The sequence below is a fragment of the Pseudorhodoferax sp. Leaf267 genome, assembly GCF_001422405.1.
Classification (GTDB): domain Bacteria; phylum Pseudomonadota; class Gammaproteobacteria; order Burkholderiales; family Burkholderiaceae_C; genus Pseudorhodoferax.
The window spans coordinates 1262191-1286806 of the sequence record NZ_LMMV01000001.1; the positions used below are offsets into that span (position 1 = coordinate 1262191).

General features: G+C 66.8%; 21 protein-coding genes. 8 read left to right on the forward strand and 13 right to left on the reverse strand.

The window, feature by feature from the left end:
- Positions 1-288: 288 nt before the first annotated feature.
- A complete protein-coding gene (locus tag ASF43_RS05610) occupies positions 289-639 on the forward strand; it encodes a hypothetical protein (protein ID WP_156373144.1) in 351 nt (116 codons plus the stop codon).
- Positions 636-1073 (forward strand): hypothetical protein, encoded by a 438-nt coding sequence (locus ASF43_RS30415; RefSeq protein WP_156373145.1) that lies wholly within the window; start codon positions 636-638, stop codon positions 1071-1073. Before ASF43_RS05610 ends, ASF43_RS30415 begins: the two co-directional genes overlap by 4 nt.
- A 293-nt stretch (positions 1074-1366) precedes the next feature.
- Here ASF43_RS30415 and ASF43_RS05615 read toward each other — a convergent pair whose 3' ends face one another.
- Both ASF43_RS05615 and ASF43_RS05620 read right to left on the reverse strand, forming a co-directional pair.
- Complete coding sequence (locus ASF43_RS05615) at positions 1367-2251, reverse strand: SDR family oxidoreductase (RefSeq protein ID WP_082497616.1); 885 nt, start codon at positions 2249-2251, stop codon at positions 1367-1369.
- 123 nt (positions 2252-2374) lie between these two features.
- On the reverse strand, positions 2375-2635 hold the full coding sequence (locus ASF43_RS05620; protein ID WP_056177508.1) for a hypothetical protein: 261 nt from the start codon (positions 2633-2635) through the stop codon (positions 2375-2377).
- 827 nt (positions 2636-3462) lie between these two features.
- Between ASF43_RS05620 and ASF43_RS05625 the strand changes: the two genes are divergently transcribed.
- Together ASF43_RS05625 and ASF43_RS05630 are read left to right on the forward strand one after the other, a co-directional pair.
- A complete protein-coding gene (locus ASF43_RS05625) occupies positions 3463-3627 on the forward strand; it encodes a hypothetical protein (protein WP_156373146.1) in 165 nt (54 codons plus the stop codon).
- A gap of 55 nt (positions 3628-3682) precedes the next feature.
- Entirely contained in the window at positions 3683-4222 is a 540-nt protein-coding gene (locus ASF43_RS05630) for a hypothetical protein (RefSeq protein ID WP_056177513.1), read from the forward strand.
- Between the two features lie 8 nt (positions 4223-4230).
- Here the strand turns inward: ASF43_RS05630 and ASF43_RS05635 are convergent, their stop codons facing one another.
- Positions 4231-4482: a hypothetical protein gene (locus tag ASF43_RS05635; protein WP_056177515.1), complete on the reverse strand. Its 252-nt coding sequence runs from the start codon at positions 4480-4482 to the stop codon at positions 4231-4233.
- Positions 4483-4747: 265 nt separating this feature from the next.
- Between ASF43_RS05635 and ASF43_RS05640 the strand changes: the two genes are divergently transcribed.
- Complete coding sequence (locus ASF43_RS05640; RefSeq protein WP_056177517.1) at positions 4748-5314, forward strand: RadC family protein; 567 nt, start codon at positions 4748-4750, stop codon at positions 5312-5314.
- A gap of 123 nt (positions 5315-5437) precedes the next feature.
- Here the strand turns inward: ASF43_RS05640 and ASF43_RS05645 are convergent, their stop codons facing one another.
- The 4 genes from ASF43_RS05645 to ASF43_RS05660 form a co-directional block, all read right to left on the reverse strand.
- Entirely contained in the window at positions 5438-7900 is a 2463-nt protein-coding gene (locus ASF43_RS05645) for a hypothetical protein (RefSeq protein WP_056177519.1), read from the reverse strand.
- A 78-nt stretch (positions 7901-7978) separates the two neighbouring features.
- Positions 7979-8212 (reverse strand): hypothetical protein, encoded by a 234-nt coding sequence (locus tag ASF43_RS05650; RefSeq protein WP_056177521.1) that lies wholly within the window; start codon positions 8210-8212, stop codon positions 7979-7981.
- Positions 8213-8355: 143 nt separating this feature from the next.
- Positions 8356-9639: a metallophosphoesterase family protein gene (locus ASF43_RS05655; RefSeq protein WP_056177523.1), complete on the reverse strand. Its 1284-nt coding sequence runs from the start codon at positions 9637-9639 to the stop codon at positions 8356-8358.
- A gap of 18 nt (positions 9640-9657) precedes the next feature.
- Positions 9658-10863, reverse strand: a complete 1206-nt coding sequence (locus tag ASF43_RS05660) for a hypothetical protein (RefSeq protein WP_369803241.1) — start codon at positions 10861-10863, stop codon at positions 9658-9660.
- A gap of 383 nt (positions 10864-11246) precedes the next feature.
- Between ASF43_RS05660 and ASF43_RS05665 the strand changes: the two genes are divergently transcribed.
- Positions 11247-12194: a site-specific integrase gene (locus ASF43_RS05665; RefSeq protein WP_056177525.1), complete on the forward strand. Its 948-nt coding sequence runs from the start codon at positions 11247-11249 to the stop codon at positions 12192-12194.
- A gap of 7 nt (positions 12195-12201) precedes the next feature.
- Entirely contained in the window at positions 12202-13467 is a 1266-nt protein-coding gene (locus ASF43_RS05670; protein ID WP_056177527.1) for a DUF1173 family protein, read from the forward strand.
- 237 nt (positions 13468-13704) lie between these two features.
- Here the strand turns inward: ASF43_RS05670 and ASF43_RS05675 are convergent, their stop codons facing one another.
- The 6 genes from ASF43_RS05675 to ASF43_RS05700 form a co-directional block, all read right to left on the reverse strand.
- The gene (locus ASF43_RS05675; RefSeq protein ID WP_056177529.1) at positions 13705-16002 is read right to left on the reverse strand and encodes a DEAD/DEAH box helicase family protein; all 2298 of its coding nucleotides are present in this window, start codon (positions 16000-16002) and stop codon (positions 13705-13707) included.
- Between the two features lie 143 nt (positions 16003-16145).
- Positions 16146-18587 (reverse strand): AAA family ATPase, encoded by a 2442-nt coding sequence (locus ASF43_RS05680; RefSeq protein ID WP_056177531.1) that lies wholly within the window; start codon positions 18585-18587, stop codon positions 16146-16148.
- Positions 18587-19171, reverse strand: coding sequence for a hypothetical protein (locus ASF43_RS05685; protein WP_056177533.1), 585 nt, complete (start codon positions 19169-19171; stop codon positions 18587-18589). The genes ASF43_RS05680 and ASF43_RS05685 overlap by 1 nt, the downstream gene beginning before the upstream one ends.
- Complete coding sequence (locus tag ASF43_RS05690; protein WP_082497617.1) at positions 19168-21327, reverse strand: SIR2 family protein; 2160 nt, start codon at positions 21325-21327, stop codon at positions 19168-19170. The genes ASF43_RS05685 and ASF43_RS05690 overlap by 4 nt, the downstream gene beginning before the upstream one ends.
- A gap of 781 nt (positions 21328-22108) precedes the next feature.
- Complete coding sequence (locus tag ASF43_RS05695) at positions 22109-22363, reverse strand: AlpA family transcriptional regulator (RefSeq protein ID WP_082497618.1); 255 nt, start codon at positions 22361-22363, stop codon at positions 22109-22111.
- A 355-nt stretch (positions 22364-22718) separates the two neighbouring features.
- Positions 22719-23483 carry an AcaB family transcriptional regulator gene (locus ASF43_RS05700; protein WP_056177537.1) on the reverse strand — a complete coding sequence of 255 codons (765 nt, stop codon included), beginning with the start codon at positions 23481-23483 and terminating at the stop codon, positions 22719-22721.
- Between the two features lie 474 nt (positions 23484-23957).
- Between ASF43_RS05700 and ASF43_RS05705 the strand changes: the two genes are divergently transcribed.
- Positions 23958-24545 (forward strand): hypothetical protein, encoded by a 588-nt coding sequence (locus ASF43_RS05705; protein ID WP_082497619.1) that lies wholly within the window; start codon positions 23958-23960, stop codon positions 24543-24545.
- The last annotated feature ends 71 nt before the right edge of the window (positions 24546-24616 follow it).

The following is a 24616-nucleotide window of genomic DNA, read 5'->3' on the forward strand; positions in this document are numbered from 1 at the left end:
GGGCGTTCCTCAGCCAGGTGATCCACATGCCCGCCGGCTGCCCAACCGGACATCGGTGCTGCCGCATTGAAACCCAGCCCTTTCCGCTGACTTGGTCGATGTTCTCCAAGCCGTGCCCAAGCGCAACGCCCTTCGTTTCCATATCGATCGGTGCACTGGCGCCAGGCATCCCGGAAGCAGCGGGCTTCCGCGGGCGAGCGAGGCTGATCAGCAGTCGAGCCATCTTGCGCCGGCAGCATATTGCAAGCATATACTGTTTTTTTAATCAGTTGTTCGGAGATGTCAACCATGCAGGGCATCCAGCTTTCCCTCGACATGGCACCGCCGGCGCCCCCCACAGCGCCGCCGCCGCCACCGCCGCCGTACACGGTCCGATTGCGCGACAGCGATCTAGGGCCTTCCGAACGAATCGAGGCGGAGACGCGCTTTTCCAAGGTGATGGAGGACAAGCTCGGCACGCCGGAGGTTGTGCGAGAGACGCTGCGAACCCTGCAGGACGCCGAGTACCTCGGCCGCACGCTGACCGACGACGAGCAGGCCCTGGCTCGGAAATGGAAGCGCGCGCACCTGGTGGCACGCGAGGCCGGGCTGCAGAGCCTGGCGGCCATCAGCGCTGCTTGGTTCGAGGTCTCGGCGTGAGCGACATCGCACCGTGGTTCGAGCCCGGGTCTGGCTGCTACCGGCTGGGGAACTGGGCGCCTGGCACGCCCGCCGACCTCGATGCCAAAGGAAAGGCGGGCTACCGCTGTGTCGTGTTTTGCATGCGCAGGCAGGGCCTGAAGCTTTCCGCGTCGGAAGTCGCTGCGCCCCCCGCACTGGCTGGTGTCGTGATCTGCATGGATTGGGGCAACCACCCCCACTGGCATGCCGAACTGCTGGGGCTACCAGGCCTCTCTAAGCAGCTCGTCCACATGCACAACGTCAAGCTCGTTCGGATGCGTGGGGGATTCCGCCAATACAGAGGGACAGAATACGACGAACGTGCAACGGAAAGCTGGCCTCAGACCTGGTTCTGCGCGCCGAACGCGGAAGCAGGGCTGGCGGTGCTTGCAAAGATGATGGCCGGCGTTTGACTTCAAACGCGAGGGTGCCTATCAGAGTACCGCGATGACGACGGCGGCGACGCCGATCACCGCAGCCAACCCACACACCATCAGCCACGTCAGCGCGCCATGCTCAGCGCTTCGCTCCTCATCGTCCTGAGCGTCCCACTCGGCCCTGTGCCCCGTCGCTGCGCCTGGATCGCGCCATGTCGGCGCAAGTGCCGCCCCCGTTGCAACGGGCCTTGACGGGCACGTCCCCGTGACCTTGGAACAGAGCGGCAAACGCATGGCAATGAACTCGAGGGCGGCGAAGCGCGCAACCGCTAGATCAGCGGCACGCCGCCGGTCACGGCCACTGTTGCACCCGAAATGTACGAGCCGCCTTCCGAGGCCAGCATGACGTAAGCCGCAGCGAGTTCGGCGGGCTGCCCTGGGCGCTTGAGCGGCACCTGCGCGCCGAACTGTGAGGCCTTTTCCGCATCCATGGTGCTGGGGATCAAAGGTGTCCACACAGGACCGGGCGCGACGCAGTTGACCCGAATACCCTTCTCGGCAAGAAGTTGCGCCAGGCCGCCCGTCAAATTCTGTAGCGCGCCCTTGGTGGCAGCGTAAGCCACCAAGGTCGCGTTGGGCTTGTCGGCGTTGATGGAAGCCGTCTTGATGACGCTGCTGCCGGGAGGCGTGTGGGGCACGGCGGCCTGGGTCAGGAAAAACGTGGCGAACACGTTCGTGCGGAAGGTGCGATCCAACTCTTCGGCCGAGAACTCCTGCAGGTCCTTGTGCGACATCTGGAACGCGGCGTTGTTGACCAGGACGTCGAGCCCGCTCAACTCCTCCACGGCGCGCTGGACGATGGACTGGCAGTGGCGCTGGTCTTGGATGTCTCCTGGCACCAGGCCACACTTGCGGCCAGCGTCGCGCACCAGCGCAGCCGTCGCCTCGGCGTCATCGTGTTCGTTCAGGTACGAGATGACGATGTCCGCGCCTTCGCGCGCGTAGGCGATGGCCACGGCGCGACCGATGCCGCTGTCGCCCCCGGTGATGATGGCCTTGCGGCCCTTCAACTTGCCGGAACCCGCGTAGGAGTTTTCACCGCAGTCGGGCACAGGTTGCATGGCGCTTTGCTTGCCTGGCACATCCTGATGCTGCCGTGGAAAAGGGAGCACCGGAAACTTGTTGCGTGGGTCATGAAGATGGGTGTCAGCCATGGGGGGCTCCGAATCGCGCTTGCGGGGGGGCCGCACGCCGTTGCGGCCTGTTGATGTCTCGACGGGAGAGGTGCGAGCCTGCATGGCGTCAGTAGGACGTAGCGCAGGCAAGCTCTGTTCCGCTCAGCCGCCGTGCTCCGGCGGCTCCTGGTTGGTCTGCGCGTGCTGGTCGCCATGAAGCCCCAGCGGGACGGAGTCGTCATGCTCAGCAGCGTCTGCATCGGCCCGCTTGTCCTGCATGCCTTCCGGGTTGGCAGGACCTTCGTTGGGCTCGCCGGTGGCAGCATGGCCAACGTCGAACTTGCCGCCTGCGCCGATGTTGTCAACCGTCCCGTCGGTCGTAGGTCGCGAGCCTTCGCCGCTGGGGGTGGGGGTATCTGCCATAGCTGTTCCTTCGTTGTGGTTAGGGGTGGGCGCGGTGGTCCAGGCGCCGCAGCGCGCTCTCCTTGAGCTGACTGATCTTGAACCAGCACATGCGCATGCAGGCATAGGATTCCAGCAGGCTCCCCGGCACGTCGACAGTCGCGGCGCTTCTGCCTTGTCCATCTTGCCTTCCCGCAGTCAGACATGCCAAGTTACGAGCGGCGGCCTGTCCGCGATGTAGGCCGACGACCTGACAAACCCATCTCTGTGGCCGCACCTTGCAACGGCGTTGGGGCGCGCTTGCGCTGCGCAACGCGCAAGCGGGACATGTGCTCGCACAGCGTCTCGAACAAACGGTCCGGCAACTCGGGCTGTTCACATGGCACCCTATGCCGCGAACCGCCGAGAACGCCCGCATCGCCGGACGTTCTCGTGTGGCAACTGCCTCGCAGGACTACTTCCAGCGGCTCCCTCACGCCATACTGGTAGTGCTCTCGTGGACATCGCGTCTACCAAGCCTTCAACGGTCGCTCTGGCGCCCCTGGAGTCCAGCTCGCTGGCGTCGCAGTCGTCACCTGCCTTGTAGCGCCGGCCCATGCCGGCTGGCCATCCTCGGATGGTCTGGAACCCTTCGTCGGCCTCGCGCCGATGCCGAACGCATGCCACGACAGCCCGCGCTGTCCGGCATCGAGCGAAGGCCTGCGTCCGTGGATGCGGGCCTTCACCTTGTACTGGTCCCGCAGGCCAGTCCGCAGTCCGTGCGCCATCCCGTCTGGCGCTTTCCCAACCGGGGACTCTCGTCCCCGTCGGGGATGGGCGTTCCCTTGTCCACCATGAAGGAGAACCCCATGTCCGCTGTTCCCATGCTGCAGTCCCAGCGCCGTGTGCCCTACCTGTTGGGGGGCGTCGCCCTCCCCCAGACGACATCGCGTCCACGCCGGGCCGTGCCAGCCCTGTTCCTGCCAGAGGTCCGCGCCGATCGACCGCTCGCGGTCGCCGTCGCCCTGCCGTGAATGGTTCCCCGGCGCTCTCGACCCCCGTTCGACGCGCCCCACCAGGAGATCCACGATGACCGTTCACTCGTTCCGCAGCCCTGCGCACCGCCCCAGCGTCCAGACCGAGGAGGAGCGCGCTTGGGTGTCGTTCTACCGCCGCGCCCGGCACGACCCGGCGATCGCGGCGGAAGTGCTGGCCCAGCTCGACCTGGACCCGGAAACAAAGCGCGTGCACCTGGCGCTGTACCTGACCTGCCGCGAATCCCTGCGGCTGGCCGAGGCGCGCACGGCCCGCGACGCGCGGATCGGTTGGTGCGCGCGCTGGATCGTCCGCACCCTGTTCGTCGATGGACCGGGTGCCGTGCGCCGTACGCTGGTCCGCGCGGGCGATACCGCGCTGGCCTGCCTGCCCGCAGACGCCGTCGACGCGCGCGAGCCTGCCAAGGCCAAGGTGCGCCGACTGTCGGCCGACCCGGGCATGCGGGCCGCTAAGTCGTCGTTTCGTGCGCAGGCGGCGGACGCCAGGGTCACGCCGCCGGAGGCAGCGCCGGTGCACACCGACCCTGCGCAGACCACGGCGGCCACGGTCGTCCGCGCTGTCGGAGGCGCTTGAGGCGACGGTCATCCTCCCCGGGGTTCACCCTCGGGGAGGAGGCTGTCGTCCACCGCCAGACAGCGCGCGGCCTCGCAGTCGATCAGCCAGTGCAGAAAGCGCGTGTCCTCGGAGCGGCCCCAGTAGTGCGCCTTGCAGCGCGCCACGTAGTGCCACAGGTCGGCCCGTGAGCGGATACCGTCCGGCGCGATGTCGGTGAGCTGCAGCAGCCGTGCGCGCTCGGCGTGCGTCAAACGGATCGCAGAGCCCAGGCAAAGCATGCAGGTGCACCTCCTGCCGCGATCGTGCCGCAGGTCAAGCCCTTTGCGTCAGCGTTTCGCGCCAACGACACAAAGATTTCTGGGCCGACACGGCGATGTCGGCCAGGTGTCACTGCAGACCTTGGGCGTGGCGTGCCCGCCACGGTGCGCCTGGCACCGCACTGCGATGCGGCACCGACAGGGATTGCCGAAACTTGCTTCAACCCCATGGGGCGACTGGCCCCTGAAGGGCGCGGCGTCGCTCCACCCTACTCAGGAGAATGCCATGGACCTCACAAGAATGAGCCAGGCGGCGCTGATCGAGCGCCTGCTGGCGCCCATGCCCGCCACCGGTGCCGCCTGCACGGGCGAGCGCGTGACAGCAGGCGCGGCCTGGCAGGCCGACCGCGTGCGCGACCTGCTGGCGACCGCCCGCGAACTCCTGTTGCGCGAGATGGAACGCGACCTCCAGGGTCGACCCCTGATGGACAGCCCCGGCACGCTGCGCAACTGGTTGCGGCTGCACTGCGAGGGCCTGGAGCATGAAGTGTTCCTGGTCGTGTACCTGGACGCCCAGCACCGTGTGCTGACGCTGGAGCAGCTGTTCCGCGGCAGCCTCACACAGACCTCGGTGTACCCGCGCGAGGTGGTCAAGGCCGCACTGGCGCACAACGCTGCGGCCGTGGCGTTTGCCCACAACCACCCCAGCGGTAGTGCCGAACCGAGCCGGGCCGACGAGGTTCTGACCGCCACGCTCAAGAGTGCGCTGGCGCTGGTGGATGTCCGCTGCATCGACCACTTCATCGTGGGTGGCGACCAGTTGGTCTCATTCGCGGAGCGCGGACTGATCTGATGCAGAGCCGGGGGGTCGATCCCTCGAGCGGGCGCCGCGCCGCGTGCGGCGGGCGCCTGCCGTTGCGCCGGATCGGCCGTCGCGCACGGCGTGACGCAGCAGCCGCCGCTTAGGCGGCCGGCGTCACGCATCGTGCAGCGCCTCCACGGGCCGCGCTGCCCAGAGCCGGTCCAGGTCGATGACGGCATCGGCCACCGCGACCAGTTCGGGCGTCTGCGTCACGAAGTACTCGCGGCTATAGCCACCCAGCCGCAGCACCGCACGCTTCATGGCCATGAACATGCGCTTGCGCTCCGGATCAAGCGCGCCGTCCGCCTCGTCCGAGAACAAGGTGTCGTACCCGCGCCCCGTGTGCTGGGCCAGGTAAAGCGCGACGGCACGCACCAGGCAGGCCTCGATCCAGGTGCGCTCGCCGCCGCTCATGAGACCCAGTGGCTTGGGCTCACCGCTGTCACCGTCATGCACAAGGATCTCGAAGCCCTCGCGCAGTTCGCCCTTGCCGGACATGCATTGCGTTTGCAGCACGACCGTGAAGCGCGGGCCGTGGCTGGCCAGCAGCAGCTCATTCGTCAGATGGGCCAGCGTGGGACCGACATCGTCGATCGCCAGCGCAATCAGGCCGTCGTGGCCCAGACAGCGCGCCAGCAGGGTCCAGTCGCCGAGTGCGCGTTCGACGCTGGCCGCATGGGCTTTGATGGCCGCCAGCCGCTGGGACTGTGCCGCGTGCTGCGCCTGCAAGCCATCGACCGCCTGCCGCTCACGCGTGGCGGCCACCAGCGCCTGCTGCGCCGTCAGTTGAGCGGTCCGTGCGCGCGCCACGGCCGCTGCGGCCTGCGCGAGCGCCGATCCATCGGGGGCCGGCGGCAGCGCCGCCAACGCGGCTTCGCAGCGTGCCCGTGCGGTCGACAGCCGTGCACGGGCCTGCGCCGCCCTGGCGGCCACCGACCGACGCGCCTGCAGGATCTCGCTGCGCTCGGCCAGGTCCTCCGCGGTCCAGTCGGCCGCCTGATCCGGCGTGGGCAGCGCTGCCAGGTCCAGCGCCAGATCCGCCAGTGCGGAGCGCGCCTGGTCGCAGGCCGGGCCTTGCGCCGCGAGCTCCCGCAGCGCGACGACACGGTCGCCCGCACGCCGCGCGGCCTGTTCGGCCACCACTAGCGCCTGAGGCGCGCGCGCAAGATCGTACAGGCGCTGCAGCGTCCGGCGCCTGTCCTGCAGCACCTGGCGCCGCTCCCGCGCGCAGCGGTCTACAACGGCCTGCGCATCGGGCACCAGGCGTCGTGCCGCGTGGGCATCGCCGAGCAGGCCGCAGCGGTGCTGCAGGTCGGTCCCGACGCACGGGACGGTAGTAACCAGGCCAGCGCGGTGGGTCAGCTCCTGCACCCAGAGCACCGCCTTGCCGGCCTCGCGTTCGATGGCGGCCAGCCGCTGGTCCTCCCGCTGCTGGGCCGTCTCGGCCTCGCGCAACGCCGCCACCCCGTCCGCGGCCGCCTGCGCCCTCGCCTGCCGCAAGGCCAGGCTCCGGCGCGCCAGCGGCAACCGGTGCAGCGCATGCCGAACCGATCCTTCTTGCGCCAGGGTCTGCATCCAGCCCTGCTGAGCACGCAACAAGGTGTCCCGCCGCTGCGCCACCTGCGCCCCGCGCGTCTGCACGCGTTGCCGCAGGCGCTCCAGGCTCCGCAGCGCAGCCGTGTCCTGCGTCTGGAAATCCTGCGCGGTGGTCCGGGCCTGTTCCTGCAGCGCCCGCAGCTCCAGCGCCAACCGGGCGCGCTGCGGCGACACGGCCTGCTGCTGCGCGTGTTCGGCCGTGCACCGCGCGTGCGCCGCCACGGCGGCCTCGAGGTCGGCGGTCGCCAGCTGCAGCACGCTTGCAGCCCGCTCCTGGCGCATGGACGCACCGCCCAGGCGCTGCAGTTCGGCCGCCACCTGCGCGCAGGCCAGTTCGAGTTCGGCACCGCCCTGCCGCACGCCGGCCAGGCCGCCCTTGAGCAGGCGCACGGTGTCCCCCGCCTGCGCGCCCATGGCCAGGATCTGGTCCTGCCCGAGCAGGTCGGCCAGCAAGCCCTTGATCTCGGCGTTGCGGTAGCTGCTGAGCGGGCGACGGCCCTGCGCCGCGAAAACCGAAGTGAAGAAGGTGTCCGCGCTGCCGCACAGGCGTTCGACGCACCCGTTGTACGTTTCCAGTCGTCCGTCGGAGCGCAGGCCATCGTCGAGCACCACCGGTCGCCAGTGTCCATCGTCGTCGAGCCGGTGCAGAAAGGCCTCGGTCCGCCGGCGACCGTTGAGCCGTACCACGATCTGCGACCGGTAGCGCTGGCCGGCATGGGCCCAGACCAGGTCCTTGACGCTTTCGGGCAGGAAGACATGGTCGTAATAGCTGAAGCCGCCCGTCCCGCTGCCGCGGCTGGCCAGCAGGCAGTACGGCGTGAGGTTGTCCATGACGGTGGTCTTGCCGCTGCCGTTGCGGCCCGTGATGGCGACCAGCGCTGCATCGCCGGCCAAGGCCTGCAGGTCCAGGCGGAGTTCATCCAGCCCCAGGCCGTCGCGGATCCCACGGAAGCCAGTGAGCGTGAGGTGCAAGGGTTGCATGCGAGGCCCTCCCGGGACACCGGTCCCGATGCCCCCAGCATGCCGGTGCCTGGACGCGCTGCAAGCCGCGGCTGGATCTCAGCGCGGCGACCAGAATGCCCACCAGCGCGGGCGGCTTTGCCGCGACTCCAGCGGCCGCAGGTCCAGCGTGCGGTGGTCGCGTACCGGGACGGCACCGCGACGGCGGCGCAGTTCGGCCTCGCACAAATGGGCCTGGCCGCGCGCCTCGCGCACGCCGCGCAGCGCCTCGGCCCGCCAGGATGCGGCGAGCCGTTCGAGCTCGACCTCGGACAGGTTCAGGAGTTCCTCCATGGTGCGATTCTGCCCAAGGAACAAGGACAGGGCACTCCGGCGGGTGGAGACGCGGCGGGCGTCGCGCAGCGCGGCGGCGGGGCGCACGATGGCCCCGCTGGCCTTCGGCTCACCAAACCAGGTGAGCCCCCATCGATCGCCCCTCAAACCGCCGCAGCCAGCGCCTCGGGCGGCAGCTCGGCCCAGTCGGGCCGCAAAGCCGCCGGTGGCAGCGCCAGCGCCCGTGCGGCGGTGTCGTCGGGAGGGCTGGCGGCCAGTTCCGCCAGGCACGCCAGCAACGGGTCGGGGTCCACCTGCACGGTGCGCGCCCAGGCCTGGACCTTGTCGGCCAGGCTGGGCAGCTGCGCAATGCCGGGCGCGCGGGCGCGGGCCAGCGGCACGATGCGGCCCTCCAGCTGCACATCGGTGGCGCCCGCCAGGATGCGCAGCATGGCGGCACGGTCGACGGCACAGCGCTCTTCGTCGGCGATGGTCCAGCGCACGCGGACGCTGGCGCCCGCCACGGCCTCGCGCGCGGCCGCCAGACGCAACGCGTCCAGGTCCGGCCGGCCCGCGAACACGATGTCGACGGTGAGCCGTGCCGGAGTGGGCACGAGCCGGCAATCGGCGCGGTGGGCCTCGACCTGCCAGAGCAAGAAGCCCTTGTCGCCCTCCTCGCCATGGTGAAAGCGACCGATCGAGCCGGCGTACGCGATGCACTGCGTGCCGCAGGCGTCGTGCTGCCGCCAGGCCTGGTGGCGGTGGATGTGGCCGAGCAGGAAGGCCTGCGCCTCGGCCGCGAACAGCGCACCCGTCGTGAACTCGTGGTCGAAGCCGGCCGTGGGCACGCCGTGCTCGCTGAGGCAGCCGAACACCGTGCCGTGCGACACGCCGATCGTCGGTAGCCCGCGCGCACGCGCGGCACGGTGGCTTGGCGCAAAGCCGGCCAGCAGCGTGGCCAGCTGGTCGCCCAGTTCGGCGCCGGCCTGGGCGGCGCCCACGGCCGCCGCGACCGTGGCCTTGTTGACCGTGGGCACGCAGCAGAACACGGCCGCTGCGTCCGCCGGCAGCACGTCGAAGCACCAGGCGGCCGAGGCTGTCCAATGGCCGGCCTGGGTCAGCGCCAGCTGCTGGATCCGGTCGGCGACATGGATGGGATGGCGCCCGCCTAGCGTTCGCAGCACGTCGAGCGCGCCCGGTGGCTCGTGCGCATAGGTGCCCTGCAGCACCAACACCGGACAGTGATCCGCCAACCGGCGCAGCTGCGTCAGCAGCCGGGCCGCGGCGGGTGAATGCAGCGCCAGGGCATGGTCGGTGGCGTCGCCGGACAGCACGGCGGCATCGACGCCCAGCGCGCCGATCCGGTCGACCGCGTGGGCCAGGCAGCGGTCGGCTTCCTCCAGCGTGCGCGTGCCATAGTGCAGATCGGACAGGTGGGCGATGCGCATGGTCGGTCTCCGGCCGCGTCAACCGGCGAGGGCCGCAGCGACCTTGTCGCCATAGCCGCTGGGGTCATGGCGGTGCCGTTCCAGCTCGCCCCAGGCCTGCGCGCGCACGGCCACCTGGCGCTGCCAGCCGGTCCCGAAACGCCGCGCCACGTAGCGCAGGTAGTCCTCGGCCGCCAGGCCCATCGCCCCCGCGCGTTGCACCAGCTGGGCCACGGTCGGCGAGGACGCCGCGCCGGCCGGGACCGCTCCGTCTTGCGCATCGGTCTCGCGTTCGGCCGGCTCGACAGCGCTGCAGCCCTCCAGCGCCGCTGCTGCCCCGGTGGCCTGCCGCAGCGCCGTGGCCTCGTCCTCGCGCTCGCGCAACAGGGCCGTCACGTCCACGGGCGCCTCCAGCTCGATGATCCACTGCGGCACCCGGACCGAACGCCCCTGCTCGTCCAGATGCGCGACGTCCTGCAGCACCTTGGTCAGGTTGAAACAGCTGCGCTCGCGCCCGAGGAAGCCCGAGATCCGGCCACCGCGCAGCTGGGCCACGGCCTGAAAGCGCTGGATGGCGCGGCTCATCGCGTAGAAGCTGTTGGTCGGCAGCTCGATCGCGCAGATCGAGCGCACGCCCGGCACGAAGAACACGAAGCGGCCCGTCAGGTTGCATTGGCGATCCTGGTATTCCGGGCAGACCTCCGGATCGCAGAGCCCGCCGTTCTCCTCGCGCGGCACCGCCTTGCGTCCGCCAAAAACCCGGATGGTGCGCCGGCCGCTGCTGTCCAGCGGCACGGGCGCATGGCGCATGCAGTGGCGCTGCTGCCCATCCGGGCCGTACTGGGACCAGTACCGCTTTTCGTGGGTGGTCCAGCAGGCCAGCTCGTGCGGCATGACGGTCGACCAGTGGTCCGAGGGAAACACCACAGGGAAACGGTAGAGCCGCCGCCCGTGCCCGCGGTCCTCGCCGTAGGCGTCGAGGATCTGCGCGGCGATCTCCGGGTTCGGGAAGTCCTGCGGCCGCACCGTGAACCACGGCACGTTGCGCGGCACCAGCGGGGACTTCAGCGCGGGCAAGGCCTGGGCCAGCGCGCGCTCGATCTGCTCGAACGACTGGCCCTCGGACACGCCCTGCCGGTAGATCGACTTCGCCTCGGCATGCTCGGCCGCCCGGCGCGTCAGCACCATGATGCCGGGTCGGATCTTGCCGGCCGTGGGGATACGGAGCGGACCCTGGCCGAGCAGGCCCGCAGACGCCGGAACGCCGCCATGGACCTAAACGAGTGCACTGGACATGGTGGTTTCCATCGGTGACACCGGCACATGCCGGCCCGACCATGCTCGCGCCGATCCCGCCGGCCTCAAGCGCCGCGGCGCTGCTGGTACCTGATGCCCGACGCGCGGCGCGCCGCCGGGTTGTGGCGAATTGCAACAGCCGTCCGCACAAGCCTCTGCGGCGGCGTTGTGCTGACGCTGCGCCTGCGGTCCGGGCATCCCGCCGGATGCTGCGCCGCCTCGGGGTCGATATCGCGCAAATCAAGGCCTGTTTTCGCTCGCGCGGTCATCGGCTTTGGACCAGCATTCAGTTCCAGGCGCGCAACACAGGGCGTGCTGGAAGGAGTGACCCGATGGACGATCAATTGCAAGGCGCCAGCGCGGCGCCAGGCACTATCAATGCGGGCACGGTGGACATGTTGCGCGCAGTCCTGGCGGACCAGACCTATGAAGCCGTCGCCACGGCACACGGCGTCAGCCGGACCGTGGTGGAGCGCCAGATCAAGGCCTTGGCGGCGCGGCTGGCCGACAGTGGCCGCGTCGAGGGCCTCAGCGTCGAGGCCTCCAGTTCGGTGCGCCGCCTGCGTCAGCACAGCGGAGCGTTGCTGCGCGCGCTGGACCTGCCAGGGCAGCTGGAACGCTGCGTGGAGCCGCGCGCGCCCTGCCTGTCGGACGACGACATCGCCGCCGGGGCCCACCGCATCCGCGCGCGCAGCCGCCAGCCGCTGGAGGATGTGGCGCTGTACTACCTGCTGCTGTCCACGGGCGCGCGCCCGCTGGAGATCGCGCGTCTGCAGGTGCGGGACTATCTGCTCGCCGACGGCAGCGTGCGCAGGTTCTCGGAAATTCGTGGCGAGATCGCCATCACCGGCCGTGCCCGCCCCTTGGTGTTCGGCAGCGCGCGCCTGCGCGAGGCCCTGGACGCATACCTGGCCGACCGCTGGGGGCGCCAGCGCGGCGTGGGCGACGACGCCACGTTCCGCGGACTGGCACCCAACAGCCGCCTGTTCCTGTCCCCTTCCGGCTGCGGCTACGCGATTACTGCCTACGGCGCCGAGGGCCAGCACCGCTACCAGTGCCGCGCCATCTGGGACCGCTACCGCACGCTGTTCCGCCACGCCGACCATCCGCACCTGACCGCGCTGACCGCCCGCCAGACGCTCGCCGCGCGGCTCTACGCCCGCGGCGCGGACGAGGCCCAGATCGGCCTGCTGTTCGGCATCTCCGAGCGCCGCCATGTGCGCGAGCAGTTCCCGCGGCGCGTGCCGACCCTGGCCGTCCTGATGCAGGACCTGGTGTAGGTGGAACGTGGACATCGAAGTCGACGGCCCGGCCGAGGCACAGCGCTTCCAACTGCGCGCGGGGCTGTGGCAGGCCAACGATGCCGCGCTGCAGCAGGCGCTGGCACGCGCCCACGCGGCTGGAGAACGGCCGCGGTGTCTGTGCATGGCCGGCGGGGTCGAGATGTACATCGCGCGGCACGAACGCTTCCTCGTCAAGCGCATGCCGCAGACCGGCGATCAGCACCATCCCGCCTGTCCGTCCTACGCGCCGGATGGCGCCTGTTCGGGCCTGGGGCGCCTGGTCGGCGATGCCGTACTGGACACAGGCCCCGACCGGGTGGCCCTGCGTGTGGACTTTCCCTGGGCACGCCTGGCCGGGCGCGGCAGTCCGCCGGGCGCTCGGGGCGAACCTGGCGATGTCGCGAGCCCGCGCCATCGGATGTCGCTACGCGCAGTCCTGCACTACCTGTTGGAGCGCGCGGGCTTCAACCGCTGGACGCCGGCCATGGCCGGCAAGCGCAACCAGGCCGTACTGCGCAAGTACCTGATGGAAGCGGCCGCGGGGGTCACGGTCAACGGCAGCGAGCTGGCCGAACGGCTGTACGTGCCGGAGCCCTTCGACGAGCGGCGCAAGGAGGCGCAGGCGGCGCAGCGGCGCGAATGCCTCGCCATCACGCGGCCAGAGGAAGGTCGTTCGCCGATGGTGCTGGTGATCGGTGATCTCAAGCGCGCCGAGCCGGGCGACCTCTACCACCGTCTCTGGATCCGGCACATGCCCGACACGCCGCTGCTGCTCGCGCCCCAGGGATGGGGCAGGCTCGTGCGCGCCTACCGCCCACTGCTGGAAGCCCACGATGCCCAGTCGGACCAACGCCTGCGCTTGCTCGTGGCCGCGCTGGTGCGCTGCCGCCGTCCGTTTGCCTTCGAAGTCGACACGGCCAGCCTGATGCTCGCCAGCCGCGACTGGATCCCGTTGGAAGGCCTGCATGAACTGCCGCTGGTCGAGGCCCTGATCGCGCAGCAACGGCGCTTCTTCAAGCCGTTGCGTTACGACGCGAGCGCAGCCCTTTTCGCGAATGCGCTGTTGCTCGATGCAGGGCCCGCACCGGTGCCGCTCCACTTGAACGGCGACTTCCTGCAAGACACGGACCGCGCGCTGAAGATGAAATCCATGCAGTCCGCGGACTCCAATCTGTGGTCCTGGAATAGTTGCGGACGGGTCCCGGATCTGCCACCGAGATCAACGTCGGCTAAGGCCACTACGGCCTCACCCAGGTTTAACCACTACTGAGCTGCCAAATGCGAAGGCATGACGCTACCTATGGGCGGTCCAGCGCGGCTGTGATCTCCACGAAGCGCGTGCAGTGCGCCATCCTTGGTGCGCCTGGCCATGGAAGCTGTGGGTGGCTGGACGTGTGGGCTTTTCGACTGGCTGGCGATGCTGCGACACGGCCTTGGCGCCTGCCGGCTGCATGCTCGCAGGCGGCATGCAATAGCCGTTGGCGGCTCGCGGGCAGTTCATAGGTCGCTAGTGCGACGAGCCATCAACGCCGTCGCCTTCCCGGACAACGAGGTCGTCGAAGATGCTGCGCGCGCCATGCTTGCCCTCCGCATGCTCGACCTTGCCCAGAGCCCTGGGTCCCCGCTTGGGTTCGGGCGAATTGGCGTTTGCGACCCAGTCATTGGCAAGCTTGGCTTCGCCGTCGATCCGCTCGACCACATCGACATCGGCGAGAAAGTGGCGCTTGAGCTCGGAGAAGGATTCCTGCATGCCCGCCATATGCTCATCGGCCCGTTCTGATGGGTCATGGCTGAGTTGCCTCTCGGACCTCAGGCTTGGCAACTTCGGCAGGAGTTCTAAACGCATGCGCTCGTCGAGCTTCGCTGATTCTTCTGGCTGAAGAAGGCCTCGAATGCCCGAGTTGCTGAGCGCAACCACGCCATTTCCCGAGATCGTGGCCTTGCAGGCTGCCGCGACCAACCGCTTTCGGTTCGCTTCCGGCAACAACCCGAATCGATGCAGTTGGACTCCCAAGTCCGACTGCGGTGTTGCGTAACGACCGATCTCCGGCTCGGAAACCCACTCAAGCAGCTCGGGCGCCTGTGCAAGGTACTGAGACAGAAACTCCTTGGAGCAGCGGTCTGCGAGAAACTGGCAGATGTTGCGCCGAGCCATCCAGCTACCCAGCCACTCCTGCTTGAAGGTCTTGCTCACAGCGTAAGAGCCCAGTCGCTCGGCCATCATCGCGAAAAGCGACTTGGGGACGACAAGCGCGTTCTGCAGGCCGACGTCACCGCAGGTTACCTGGGACAACAGACTCTCCGTGGCGCTGCCGCGGATATAGATCACGAGCATCTCCGAGCTCTTGGCAAGGCTCGTCGCGTAGGCGTCGCCGATGGTTGGATGCTTGAAGCGCCATACCGTCTGGTCGTCGATGCAAGTGTGAATGACAAGACTGTCGTTCAAGGCCTCCATAGCCTTGAGGCATTCGCCCAAGGTACTGCCCATCCGCTCCAAAGCCTGCGGCTCGGACTCGCGGAGCATGATAGGGCTTTCCAAGTTGCCTCGACGCATGTAGATCAACCCGAGAGCGGCCTTGCTGTGGTCGTCGAGTCCTTCGATGACATCGAGCAACAGCTGCTCACGCTTTTCCACGAATTGCTCAAGCGAGTAGCGGCTGAGGTAGAGCTTCTCCGTGAATTTCGGATTGGCCAAGCGTCGCGCGATCTCGGGCACGAAGCGAGGATGCGCTGCAACAGCGTCCAGATGCGGCACGATCTTTTCCACGAACTCCTGTGGCTGAGCCCCTAGTTTGAGATGGTTGTAAAGAATCTGCTCGCGCTCCGCGCTCGACAGCTCATGCACATCGATCACTACGTGGCTCTCGCTGACCAGAGGGAACATGCTGTCCTTCAGATCTTGGCGCGCTCGGTTGTAGATGTAGTCTCGCGAAGTCATGACGATCTTGGCACCTCGGCGCAGCATGGCATTGACCTGAGTCAGCTTACGGTTCCACTCGTACACGAGCAAAGACTCGTACTGCATCGATCCGAATGCATCGTCGACCCAGAAGAACTGCGACGGCTCGTCCACATTCCAGCGCTCGACAATGGTCGAGGGGTCGTCGACCTTCACCACCAACGACTTCCAGCGGTCCGCCGACGCCATCGCGAGCATCGATGCAATCGTAGTCTTGCCTGCCGCAGGCTCACCGATCAACAACACAAAGCTGTGCGCATCAAGTGCCCTGACGGCTTTGCGATAGGCATCGGTGAGGACGACCTTCGCAAGCTCGTCCTTCATGGACTCCAGAACCGCATGCGCTTGCCTGTATGCCCTCTCATCCAGGATCTGGCTAAGGTCCCCCAGGCCATAGACGCGAGGCACCAGCATGCGCAGACGGGCACTGCCAAGGATCTGGTCCTCGATCCAGGTCACGCCAAACACCAGCGCATTCTTCGCCCCGGCCTGCACGAATTCTGCCTGGATGCGGGCATCCTGCCGGCCCGTGACCCCGGCGTTCGTCATCAGGATGTAGACGTCGCACAACCCCTGTGCAGCCAAAGCGCGCACCTTAGGAATCTCCTCGGCGACATCGGCGACGGTAAGTCGCCGTCCCGCGACCTTGGAGAACTTGCACTGGATGACGAACGTTCCCTTGTAGTCTTGCCCCGGCTTGGGGCTCCAATGACCTGCAAACGCGCCATCGCGTCCCGCATCGTTCGCATCAAGGAAAGACTGGACAGTTTGCCCGAGGACCTCCCGCGCGATGCTGAGACAGAGTTGCTGGAAGCTGTTCCAGCCCAGACGATGCAGTTCGTACATTTATTCGGCTACGCTGAAGTGCTCAGTGGCATGCGCCTTCGCGATCCGGCACGGAGTAGAAATCAAGCGGTACAAGTTGGCCGGCATTCTCACACCGGTGCCAGAGCCTGTGGCGCCCCACCCGCTGCTGAGAACGAACCCCTTCACGCGGCAATCGGAAAGGTCTCTTCGTAGCCAAACGCGCGCGGCGTCGCTACGGCGTCACCTTGAAAGTTGCGTGAGATTTCTACCGTGATCAGACTGTCACCGGGAAACGCGGGGCTGAGTTCCAGTGTCAGGTAATCGAACAACGCGCGTTCGTGCACCGCGACCACAAGCTGCCGATCCATGCTTTTGGATAAGGTGCGCAACAGCGCAGCGAACTGCGCGGTGTGCACGTCATCCATGGACTGCACCGGGTCGTCAAGGATTAGCCAGGGAAAGCGCACGGGGACCGAAAGATGCAGCGCCAGGAAGAGGGTCAACGCGGCCGTATTGAGATTGCCTTGGCTGAGCATCGCCCCCGGTGAGCCAGAGGGTGTGCCGGAGCGGTACAAGGTTTCGAGCACCGCCTCCACTTTGCCGCCGTCCGTGGAGGGCAGTTTAAAAGCTGGTACGAACTGTTCGGATGGTGCCAACCGCACGAACAGATCGCGCCACACCCTGTTCAGCGATGTGTTGAAAACCGTTTTGACGATCTCCGACCTTGTCCTGTCGGCGGCGGCCGCGATCTTCTTGGCCGTGTCTCGACGTTGGCTAGCAGCCTTCTCGGCCGCGAGCACCGTGGCTTGGCGCTTTTTCAGCGCCTGCTGATCGGCTTGCAGTTTGGAAGCTGTCTTCACGTCTTTTGCATGGAGGTCAAGTTGGGACAACACGGCCACCCGGTTCTTCAGCCGCTTCTCCGCAACAACTACCCGTTCGCCCGAAAGCCTTTCAGCCTCTTCGATCGCGGCCTCCACGCTCGGATACGTGCTTATGCTCCGCCCCCCGCTGCGAACAAGATGCACCTCGATAGCGGGAAGAAGCGACTGCGACGATTCGTCACGGCGACGCAATTGCGCAACCGCTTCGTGCGCCTTTGCGGCCTCGTCGATGAGATGCGTCCACATGCGAACGACCTCCCCCAACGATTCAAGCTGCTCCGCCGCTTCGGACATTTGGGTCGCACGCGAGGTCATCGCAGCGTTCTCTTCCGCGGACAAAAGGTTGCTGGAGGCACCCAGGCGCTCACGCTGCGCCGAAGCTAGGCGGTCGGCCTCCTCGGCTCGCTCCGTCGCAAGGCCCTGAAGCCGGCCAGCCTCGTTGGTCAGTGTCGCGATCTTCGCAGCGATGTGCACTGACAAGGGTTCGCCACCAACCTGCGCGAAGTCGCGGTCACACACCGGGCAATGATCCCCCCTCACGTGCGGCATAACCCCCGCCAACGCGCTGGAGAGCGCGGCGGCATCGTTCGCCGCGACGGCCAGCGCATCGTTGATTTCCTTGATCCGTTTCGTGGAGCGCTCGATCGTGGTGTCCAGGTCCGTGATCCGCGCCTGCGCGGCGGCGCTTCTGGTGGTCAGTTGAATGCACCTCGCAGACTCTGACGCGGCGCGCCGCTTCGCCTCGGCGTGACTTGTCTCGGGTCCGTCATCGACCAGCGGAACGTCCGCGAACACAGCCCGCACTGTCGCCACTACCGTATCGAGCTTCGCCCCAGGCCCCTCGCGCCAGTGCCGCAGCGCACCCGCGCAGGCCTGCGCGTGCCGCTCGTGGCTTGCGATGTCGCGGCTCGCGTCGTCGGCAGGCAGGGACTTCCATCGTTCTTCCAAGCTCCGCAACTCCGCCACCTGCCGGATGCGATCGGAAAGCTCTTGTTCTAAGCTACGGTCAGCTTGCAGTTCGACGCGTATCGCTTCTGAGTCAAAAGGCGCTTCCGCCTGCGCAACCTCGCCCCTCAAACCGGCAATCGACTCGCGGACGTCCCGCTCGCGATCCTGCGTCTCCCGCTGCAGAGCAGTCCGCTGCTCATCTAAGCGACCAATATCCTCTTCGATTGAATCGCGGAGGGTCTCCAGTCTTCTCTGGGCAGGCACGAGATTGCGCAGTCGCGCAACGTGGTGCGCGGCGTTGAGCCCGTCCACCAGCGCGTCAAGAGGGTCAAGCCCAAGAAGTTCCTTAACGAACAACGTCAGCGGCGACGTCGCCGATGAAGCCTGGGTGTTGTAGATCTCAAGCAAGCGCCCGAGAGTGGCTTGAGGAAGGTAGCAACGCTCGGAGAAAAAGCGGGCGTCCGCAGATTGCAACAACGGCTTGTCCTCGAACACGCCATTTCCGAAAGTGAGCGAGCCGTGTCCGACATCGCCTTGGCCAGTGGTGGTCGTCAGGTTGATCGAGCCGCCATCCGTGCCAAGCGTGGCCAAGTACGACTTGTACGGGTCGCCCGGAGCCGCTAGGTGAGAGATCTTGCCGGTCAGGCCCAGCTCAAGAGCGGACAGCACGCTGGTCTTTCCCATGCCATTCGTGCCATGGACCAAAATGACCTGCGCATGCAGCGGTATCACGACCTTGCCGCGCAGGCTGCGAAAATTCTCGATTGTGAGAGAGTTGAGACGCTGCGAGGCCATCAGTTGTCTCCCTCTTCCTGCAGCGCAGGAGCAATTGCGTTCTCCATCGCGCTGGAAAACTGCGCTTCCACTGCCTCCTTGCCAAGTGCGGCAGCGCCAACGACGGCCTCGACAAGGTCGGCCGTGACGTCCTGCGGAAGGAGCGCGCGAAAATCGTGTTCCCAACTCACTTGCAGCTCTTTCGTGCTGGGCTGCTGGAGCGGCAGGAGCACGGACAGCCAATCGCGGACAGCGGTCAAGGCCGTCGGACCGGAAGGCGCACCCAACGGAAGGACCCGGCAGACGTTGCTCATAGAACGCACGGTTTCTGCACTCACTTGACCGGACGTCAGCACGGCGGTGACCGGTCGTTTGGATCTCATGACGTCCAGGGCACGTGTGAAGGCAAGCATCCTGCGGATGACGGCATCATCCTGCGCGTCGCCCTTGACTTCGATCACAACCACCAGATCGTTTGCTCGCTCACCGGCGACGAGCACGTGGGTGAAGTCGAACGAAATCGCGCCGACCTTGAAGGGCTTGGGCAATTCCCTGTAGCCACCCTCACTTACCAGAAGGTCCACCACGCGGTCGCTGGTCGTCATAGTGCCACTTCCTGCCGAAACCGTTCTCGGAGATCGTCCAGGTCGCGCGCATCGCGGAGCATCTCCCGAAGTCCTACGTAGCGAGCGGTCGCGACCCCGGTGCGGCGATGACCACTGGGACTGCGTGACTGCCGAGCCGTGACCCTCCCCGAGCAGATGACCACTACGTCTGCGTCCGAATCTTCGAATGCCTCGCACTCGAGCAGCCCGGTAATGGCGTCATCGTTCGCGGCGAGAAACACCCGGGCGGATCCCGTGGTCGAGGTCAGGCGTAGCGCTCCCGATCGGGCGTCCAGCGGGTCGTCAGTGGATGTTCGCCACGCGTGGGAACTTTCTTCGAATCCGATCAAGCCGAGGGCGGCCGCCGCCTCGCGCATGCCGGAGCCCTGATGAATCAGTTTGTCCTTGAGCCGTAACACTGGATCGCTGTCGATCGGGAAGTACCGCTGCGGGCCTTTCGCGCTCACCCCAGCATGATGTTGGTGCATCGCGCGAGCAAGTGTCGCCGCCAGCTGTTTCACATAGGCAAGTCGGTCAACATCACCTCCCGACGCCGCACGGCTTCTCAAGAACGAAATCCCGGAAACGATCGAGTTGCGCGCGACGCCATCAAGTCCAGGTGCCGTCACGTCGTTGGCCAACACCTTGAGCTTGCTGGACACCACTTGAAGCAGGAGGGCAATCAGCAGCGGCTTGGCGTAAGCCTGTATGCGCGCGGCTTGGCAGATCGCCGCCCTGTGCGTCTCGTAGGTGATCTCGCCGTAAACGTTCTGAAGCAGGTTTCGGTGATCGTCGCCAAGTTCTTGCGCCGAAAACAGGACGGGAGTGGGCGCCGCGTCCCATTGCCAGCCCTTGTGCGCGTTCGCGTTTGCGAAGGTGTGCCGGATGTTCTCATCCTGCGCCGACATGCCGACCATCAACGTGCGCTGCACCTGAAGCATCGCACCCAGCTGGTCGCGCGCGATCTTAAAATCGTCGTTGGTCATCCAGGATGTGATCTGCGAAGTACGAGCGATCAAAAGACGGCGATACGGGTTTTCGTGGGAGATTGCACGGATGGCGCATCCATGGAACTTGTACAACGTCGCCACGGCCGCTGCGGGACTGCGCAGGTCTTCGCCGGTCACGGTAACCCTGTACGTCTCCGGATGCCCAAGCTCACGCACGCCCGCCTCCAGCAAACCGTCCCAGTTGGCGGACGCCAGTAGGGAGAACGCACCTTCCAGCGAGAGCATGCCAATGGCCAGGTGCTCGGCATCCGCATCCTGGCTGGCGAACGTGTTCGGAAAGTCCAATCCATCCCAGAGCAGATAGTCGAGCTTGCGGTCACCCACTTCGATGGACAGGACCGCGGAGTACTGATTCCAAAGTGCCGCAACAAGCGCCTTCAGGACCGGCCAGGACGCGGCGGATTGGCCAAGGTCGATACCCGCCATGTCCGCAGCTGGCAAGCCTGACATCCGGAACAGCTTCTCAAGCGCTCGACGGTGAGCGCAATCCGGATGGGGCGTGACGTTAATCCGAAGGAACTCGATCAACTTGGCAAGAACGCCATCAAGACCGATGACACGATCGCGTGAGATGCCCGACCCGAGCCATAAGGTGTAGGAGCCTTCGCCGATTCCCTTCGCAACGGCAGCGAAGGGCCCGTCCAGCAAATCTAAGGTTTCTTGAATGGTGATCTTTGAGGCCGTCGTCAAGCCGTCTCCCCGGCCCGCGCTCGCGGGCATGTAATTGGTTTGAATGATAGCGACCGTGCTGGGGAGATTTGCCTCTTCTCTGCGCAGGTACTCGTGTGGCGTGGGCGTCCAGTCATACCACCTCGAGCCAGCTGACGGAGTCGTCAGGGCGGGTTGATCTCGTCTGTTGGCTCGTCGTGAGGTCGTACCTGCCGACGGCCTTGTATAAATGACGCAGCAAGGCGCTGTTGTTTCTCCTTCACGCCGCACGAGCATGGCCAGCGCGTTGTGGCCATCTGCTGCCGTGGCGCCGCACTCGACGCCTGCAACCATGCCGATGGTGATGTCGCCGCCTTCAGCGATGAGCGTCTCGATGTTCTTCATCCGCTGACTGCATCGGCCAGTGGCTGCCAGCGGTAAGGTGACCCGCTGGCCGGCCATTTTGCTGCCCACGAACATCCATGCCTTGTGGCCCATCTCCAGTTCCGGTTCATTCTGCCCATGTCGGGCAAGAAATTAAGTTCTTCTACCATTGGCACGCGCTGTACGGCCGACGACTGCGCAGCGTGTACGGCGAGCGCCGCGCAACCGGTGAACTCGTCCACGTGAGGTCAGCACGGTGTTGTCATCTCGGTTGGCTGGAGGTGGGCAGTGCTGAGTGGACTGTTTGGTCGCGTGGCGCGGTCGCCGCATCTCTTTCGGCCGCAGTCGTTGAACTGCCAAAGTCCAGGATCGACAGAGTCAAAACTAAAAGGACTGCAAGCCACTTCAGACCGGTCGTGCGCGCCACTACAGCTACAGGGGCGTCGCTGGCCTCAAGGCCGGACCAGACCCTCCGCTCGGCCTCGTGATGTTCAAATAGTAGAGCGACGACGATCGGGATGACCGCAGGCCACTCCAGTGCGGTCGTTCGAACCACGCATGCTACGGAGCCCTCTGCGGCCGATAACTGGCCTGGACCACCCACCCGCTTTATGGTGGCGACGGCGGCAATCCCTGAACAACTGGCGTCCAGGTTTGCTGCGCAGGCGACTAGCTGCAACGATCTTGCTCTAGCAATCGACGGCGGGTGCCAGTCGCCATAAACAACAGCAGGCCGTTGTTGGCGCTCGACGAGGAGAGTTCACGTCCGGCGGCAGCCCCGAGCGGTCCATTCCGCTCGTTGCAGAAAGCGCGACTTGGCGCACATTGGCAACAGCGCCCACGCGGGACATGCTGCGCGCAGCAATCTGCACCCGCGACTGCTCCGCCACTTGGGTCACGGGCACTCCTGCATCCAACGGCGAATATCCTCTGCGCGCCAAGCCGTGATCGCGCCCGCGAGCTTCACCGGCTTCGGAAACTGGCCATCCTTGACGCGCCGCCAGACGGTCGCCCGGGACATCGGAATGAAGAGCAGCAATTGCTTCAGACGAAGAAAACCGGTGTCCGGGAACCGGATTGGCTCGACCAACCGGGCCGCTGCATCTGTTGCAGACACTGCACTGACGAGGGAAAAACGAGAGTCGCGCATGATCGATCCTGGAAGCCGGCGTTGCGCCAGCGAACATGGAAGACCTGCCCAGTCGCAGCTGTCGCGGTCACCAAGCGATGGCTGCCAAGGAACGCCTGCCTTGTCCGTCGCCGTGGGCGCTCCGCTGCCACGGGGACGTCATCCGCTCCCACACGGCGGCAGCATGCGCGGCCGCGCGGCGGGTCGGAATGTCGAAACGTCGATCGGCGACGCGATCGGGACACGGAGGCAGGTGACGACTGCGACGTGCTGCTGCGCCTCAAGGCACAGTCAGCCGAACGTACTTTAGTCCTTGCGAGCCGAGTGGCGGGCTGCCGCTGTGTCGATGCTCCCAGAACCTCCGCGAATCCGGACGCTATGGTGTGGCAACGCCATCCGTTGCAGCGGCGGTGACGGGATGCGGCGTTGCGCCGTTGAGTGCAACGCCTACCGCGTTGACCTCCGCGACAGATGCGGCAGTCTGCGTCTCAGCGGACGGCGGAACGTCAGCGCCCTCCTGTGCGTTACGACCGCCCGTACTGTCCCACGCGTCCAGCGCGTTCATCTGGCGCCGCAGCCGGCTTGCGAGGTGACGTGCGGTATTGGCCACGTCGCGCACCCTGCGCTTGAGCCGCGCGCGGTCGCGGTCGATCTCCTCGGCTGTGCCCACTTCGTGGATCTCCAGGGTCTGCAGCAGTGGCATGAGTTGGTCCAGCTTGCCCAGAATCTCCAGGTAGCGCCGGCCGCTGGACGACAGCACGCCGACGTCCAGCGCCATGGGCACCGTGTCATAGGTCGCCGACACGGTGATCCCGTGGGCTTTGAACTTGGCCTCCGCCATGTCAAAGGCCTGGTCCATGTCCTCGGCCAGTTGTTCCATCTGCGTCCGCAAGACGCTCTCGGCCTCGGCCACCTTGGCCGGATCCAGCCGGGTGCGCGCGATCACGGACACGAAGTGGCTGCCGAGCTGGAAGGTGTTGAAGTAGCGCACGAAGGCGCGCTTGCCGTCGGGACTGGCAAAGCGCGACGGGATCTTCAGGCTGGCCGCCTCAACGCGACGGAAGTCCGCTTTGTTCTCGCGCGCGAGGATGCGGGCGTTCACGCCACCGTGGTCGAGTTGGACGACTTCGATTGCGGCCATGGGATCCTCCTGTGGCATCACGCTGCGTGCATGGTGGGCCGGTTCGGCGCCAGCCGCCACGCGAAATGCCCCCTGATTTCGCCGATTTCGACCTGCCTCCAGGTGCGCCGTCCCATGCGCCTTGACGCCGCGCGTTGCGTCGCCTACTGTGCGTCTCATGCAGTAGCTTGGCCCTGCTTCCCTGGCTAGCCCTGGAGTGAACGACGCCCCCGCTGCAGTCCGTGCGGTGCGGCGTCAGGTGGATTGACCGGACGCGGATGCGGCTTTCGAGGCCGGTCCAGGCCCCGCACCGCTGGCCTGGCGCCGAAAGCGTGTTTCCCGCCGGTCGCTGGCAGACCGGACGTACGACGCAGCGCGCCGTGCGCAAGCCAGCCTCGTGTCCCGATCCGTCCCGGATCCGATGTTTGCCTAACCCCTGGGGGCTCCACGCCCCGCGGGTGCTGGTCGCCTCCTCGTTCACCCCTGGAGACCACCATGCTGCAAACCGCCGCCTGCGCGCAGGCCCTTGACGTTCGCGTGTGTCCTGCCGGACCGTGGCCGGAGCCTGCACTCTGCCCCGCCGCCCTGGACGCGATGCCGTCGCTCTGGAACGACCCGGAGTGTGCGGCCGCCCCGTCGGATCTCGAAGCCGACACCGCCTCCCCCCTGGAGTGGAGCGAAGAAGACCTGGTGCTGCTCCATTGGCGGCTGCTCCGGGAGGTCCAGCACCTGGCCGAACCGGACACGCCGCTGGAGGAGAAGCTGGACACGCTGCGCTGGGTCTTCACCGAGCGCGCCAAGGACGGCCAGCCGTTCTCGTTCGTGTCCTGTTTGCGCGTCGTGGGCTGCAGCCCGCTGTCGCCCCTGCCCTACTGCGGCCTGGTGGACCCCGAGGAGGTCCGCGACCGCATCCGCGCCGCCGTGAAGCCATGGCTGCGCGAGACGCTGCTGCGCTACCCGGTCTGGGTACGCGAGGCCGTGCTGGACCACCCGGATTGGATCGCCGCGCGCCTGGCGGCCAACCCGCAGTGGCTCAACGAGGAGACGCGGCGCATCGCGCTGCAGGGCGACCTGTTCGCCTGAGCCGTCGTCCTGCTGTCCGCCGTTCCATCCAACCCGCGGTCACGCCCCGATCGGCGCGTTCCGCAACTTGA

Bases quoted from the DNA above. Each gene is read 5' to 3' on its own strand.
- ASF43_RS05615 (WP_082497616.1), bottom strand. From the start codon at position 2,251: ATGGCTGACACCCATCTTCATGACCCACGCAACAAGTTTCCGGTGCTC.
- ASF43_RS05650 (WP_056177521.1), bottom strand. From the start codon at position 8,212: ATGGAGGAACTCCTGAACCTGTCCGAGGTCGAGCTCGAACGGCTCGCC.
- ASF43_RS05625 (WP_156373146.1), top strand. From the start codon at position 3,463: ATGTCCGCTGTTCCCATGCTGCAGTCCCAGCGCCGTGTGCCCTACCTG.
- ASF43_RS05630 (WP_056177513.1), top strand. From the start codon at position 3,683: ATGACCGTTCACTCGTTCCGCAGCCCTGCGCACCGCCCCAGCGTCCAG.
- ASF43_RS05700 (WP_056177537.1), bottom strand. From the start codon at position 23,483: ATGGCCGCAATCGAAGTCGTCCAACTCGACCACGGTGGCGTGAACGCC.
- ASF43_RS05685 (WP_056177533.1), bottom strand. From the start codon at position 19,171: ATGACGACCAGCGACCGCGTGGTGGACCTTCTGGTAAGTGAGGGTGGC.
- ASF43_RS05620 (WP_056177508.1), bottom strand. From the start codon at position 2,635: ATGGCAGATACCCCCACCCCCAGCGGCGAAGGCTCGCGACCTACGACC.
- ASF43_RS05665 (WP_056177525.1), top strand. From the start codon at position 11,247: ATGGACGATCAATTGCAAGGCGCCAGCGCGGCGCCAGGCACTATCAAT.
- ASF43_RS05635 (WP_056177515.1), bottom strand. From the start codon at position 4,482: ATGCTTTGCCTGGGCTCTGCGATCCGTTTGACGCACGCCGAGCGCGCA.
- ASF43_RS05675 (WP_056177529.1), bottom strand. From the start codon at position 16,002: ATGTACGAACTGCATCGTCTGGGCTGGAACAGCTTCCAGCAACTCTGT.
- ASF43_RS05610 (WP_156373144.1), top strand. From the start codon at position 289: ATGCAGGGCATCCAGCTTTCCCTCGACATGGCACCGCCGGCGCCCCCC.
- ASF43_RS05655 (WP_056177523.1), bottom strand. From the start codon at position 9,639: ATGCGCATCGCCCACCTGTCCGATCTGCACTATGGCACGCGCACGCTG.
- ASF43_RS05640 (WP_056177517.1), top strand. From the start codon at position 4,748: ATGGACCTCACAAGAATGAGCCAGGCGGCGCTGATCGAGCGCCTGCTG.
- ASF43_RS05705 (WP_082497619.1), top strand. From the start codon at position 23,958: ATGCTGCAAACCGCCGCCTGCGCGCAGGCCCTTGACGTTCGCGTGTGT.
- ASF43_RS05695 (WP_082497618.1), bottom strand. From the start codon at position 22,363: ATGCGCGACTCTCGTTTTTCCCTCGTCAGTGCAGTGTCTGCAACAGAT.
- ASF43_RS05645 (WP_056177519.1), bottom strand. From the start codon at position 7,900: ATGCAACCCTTGCACCTCACGCTCACTGGCTTCCGTGGGATCCGCGAC.
- ASF43_RS05690 (WP_082497617.1), bottom strand. From the start codon at position 21,327: ATGGGCCACAAGGCATGGATGTTCGTGGGCAGCAAAATGGCCGGCCAG.
- ASF43_RS05680 (WP_056177531.1), bottom strand. From the start codon at position 18,587: ATGGCCTCGCAGCGTCTCAACTCTCTCACAATCGAGAATTTTCGCAGC.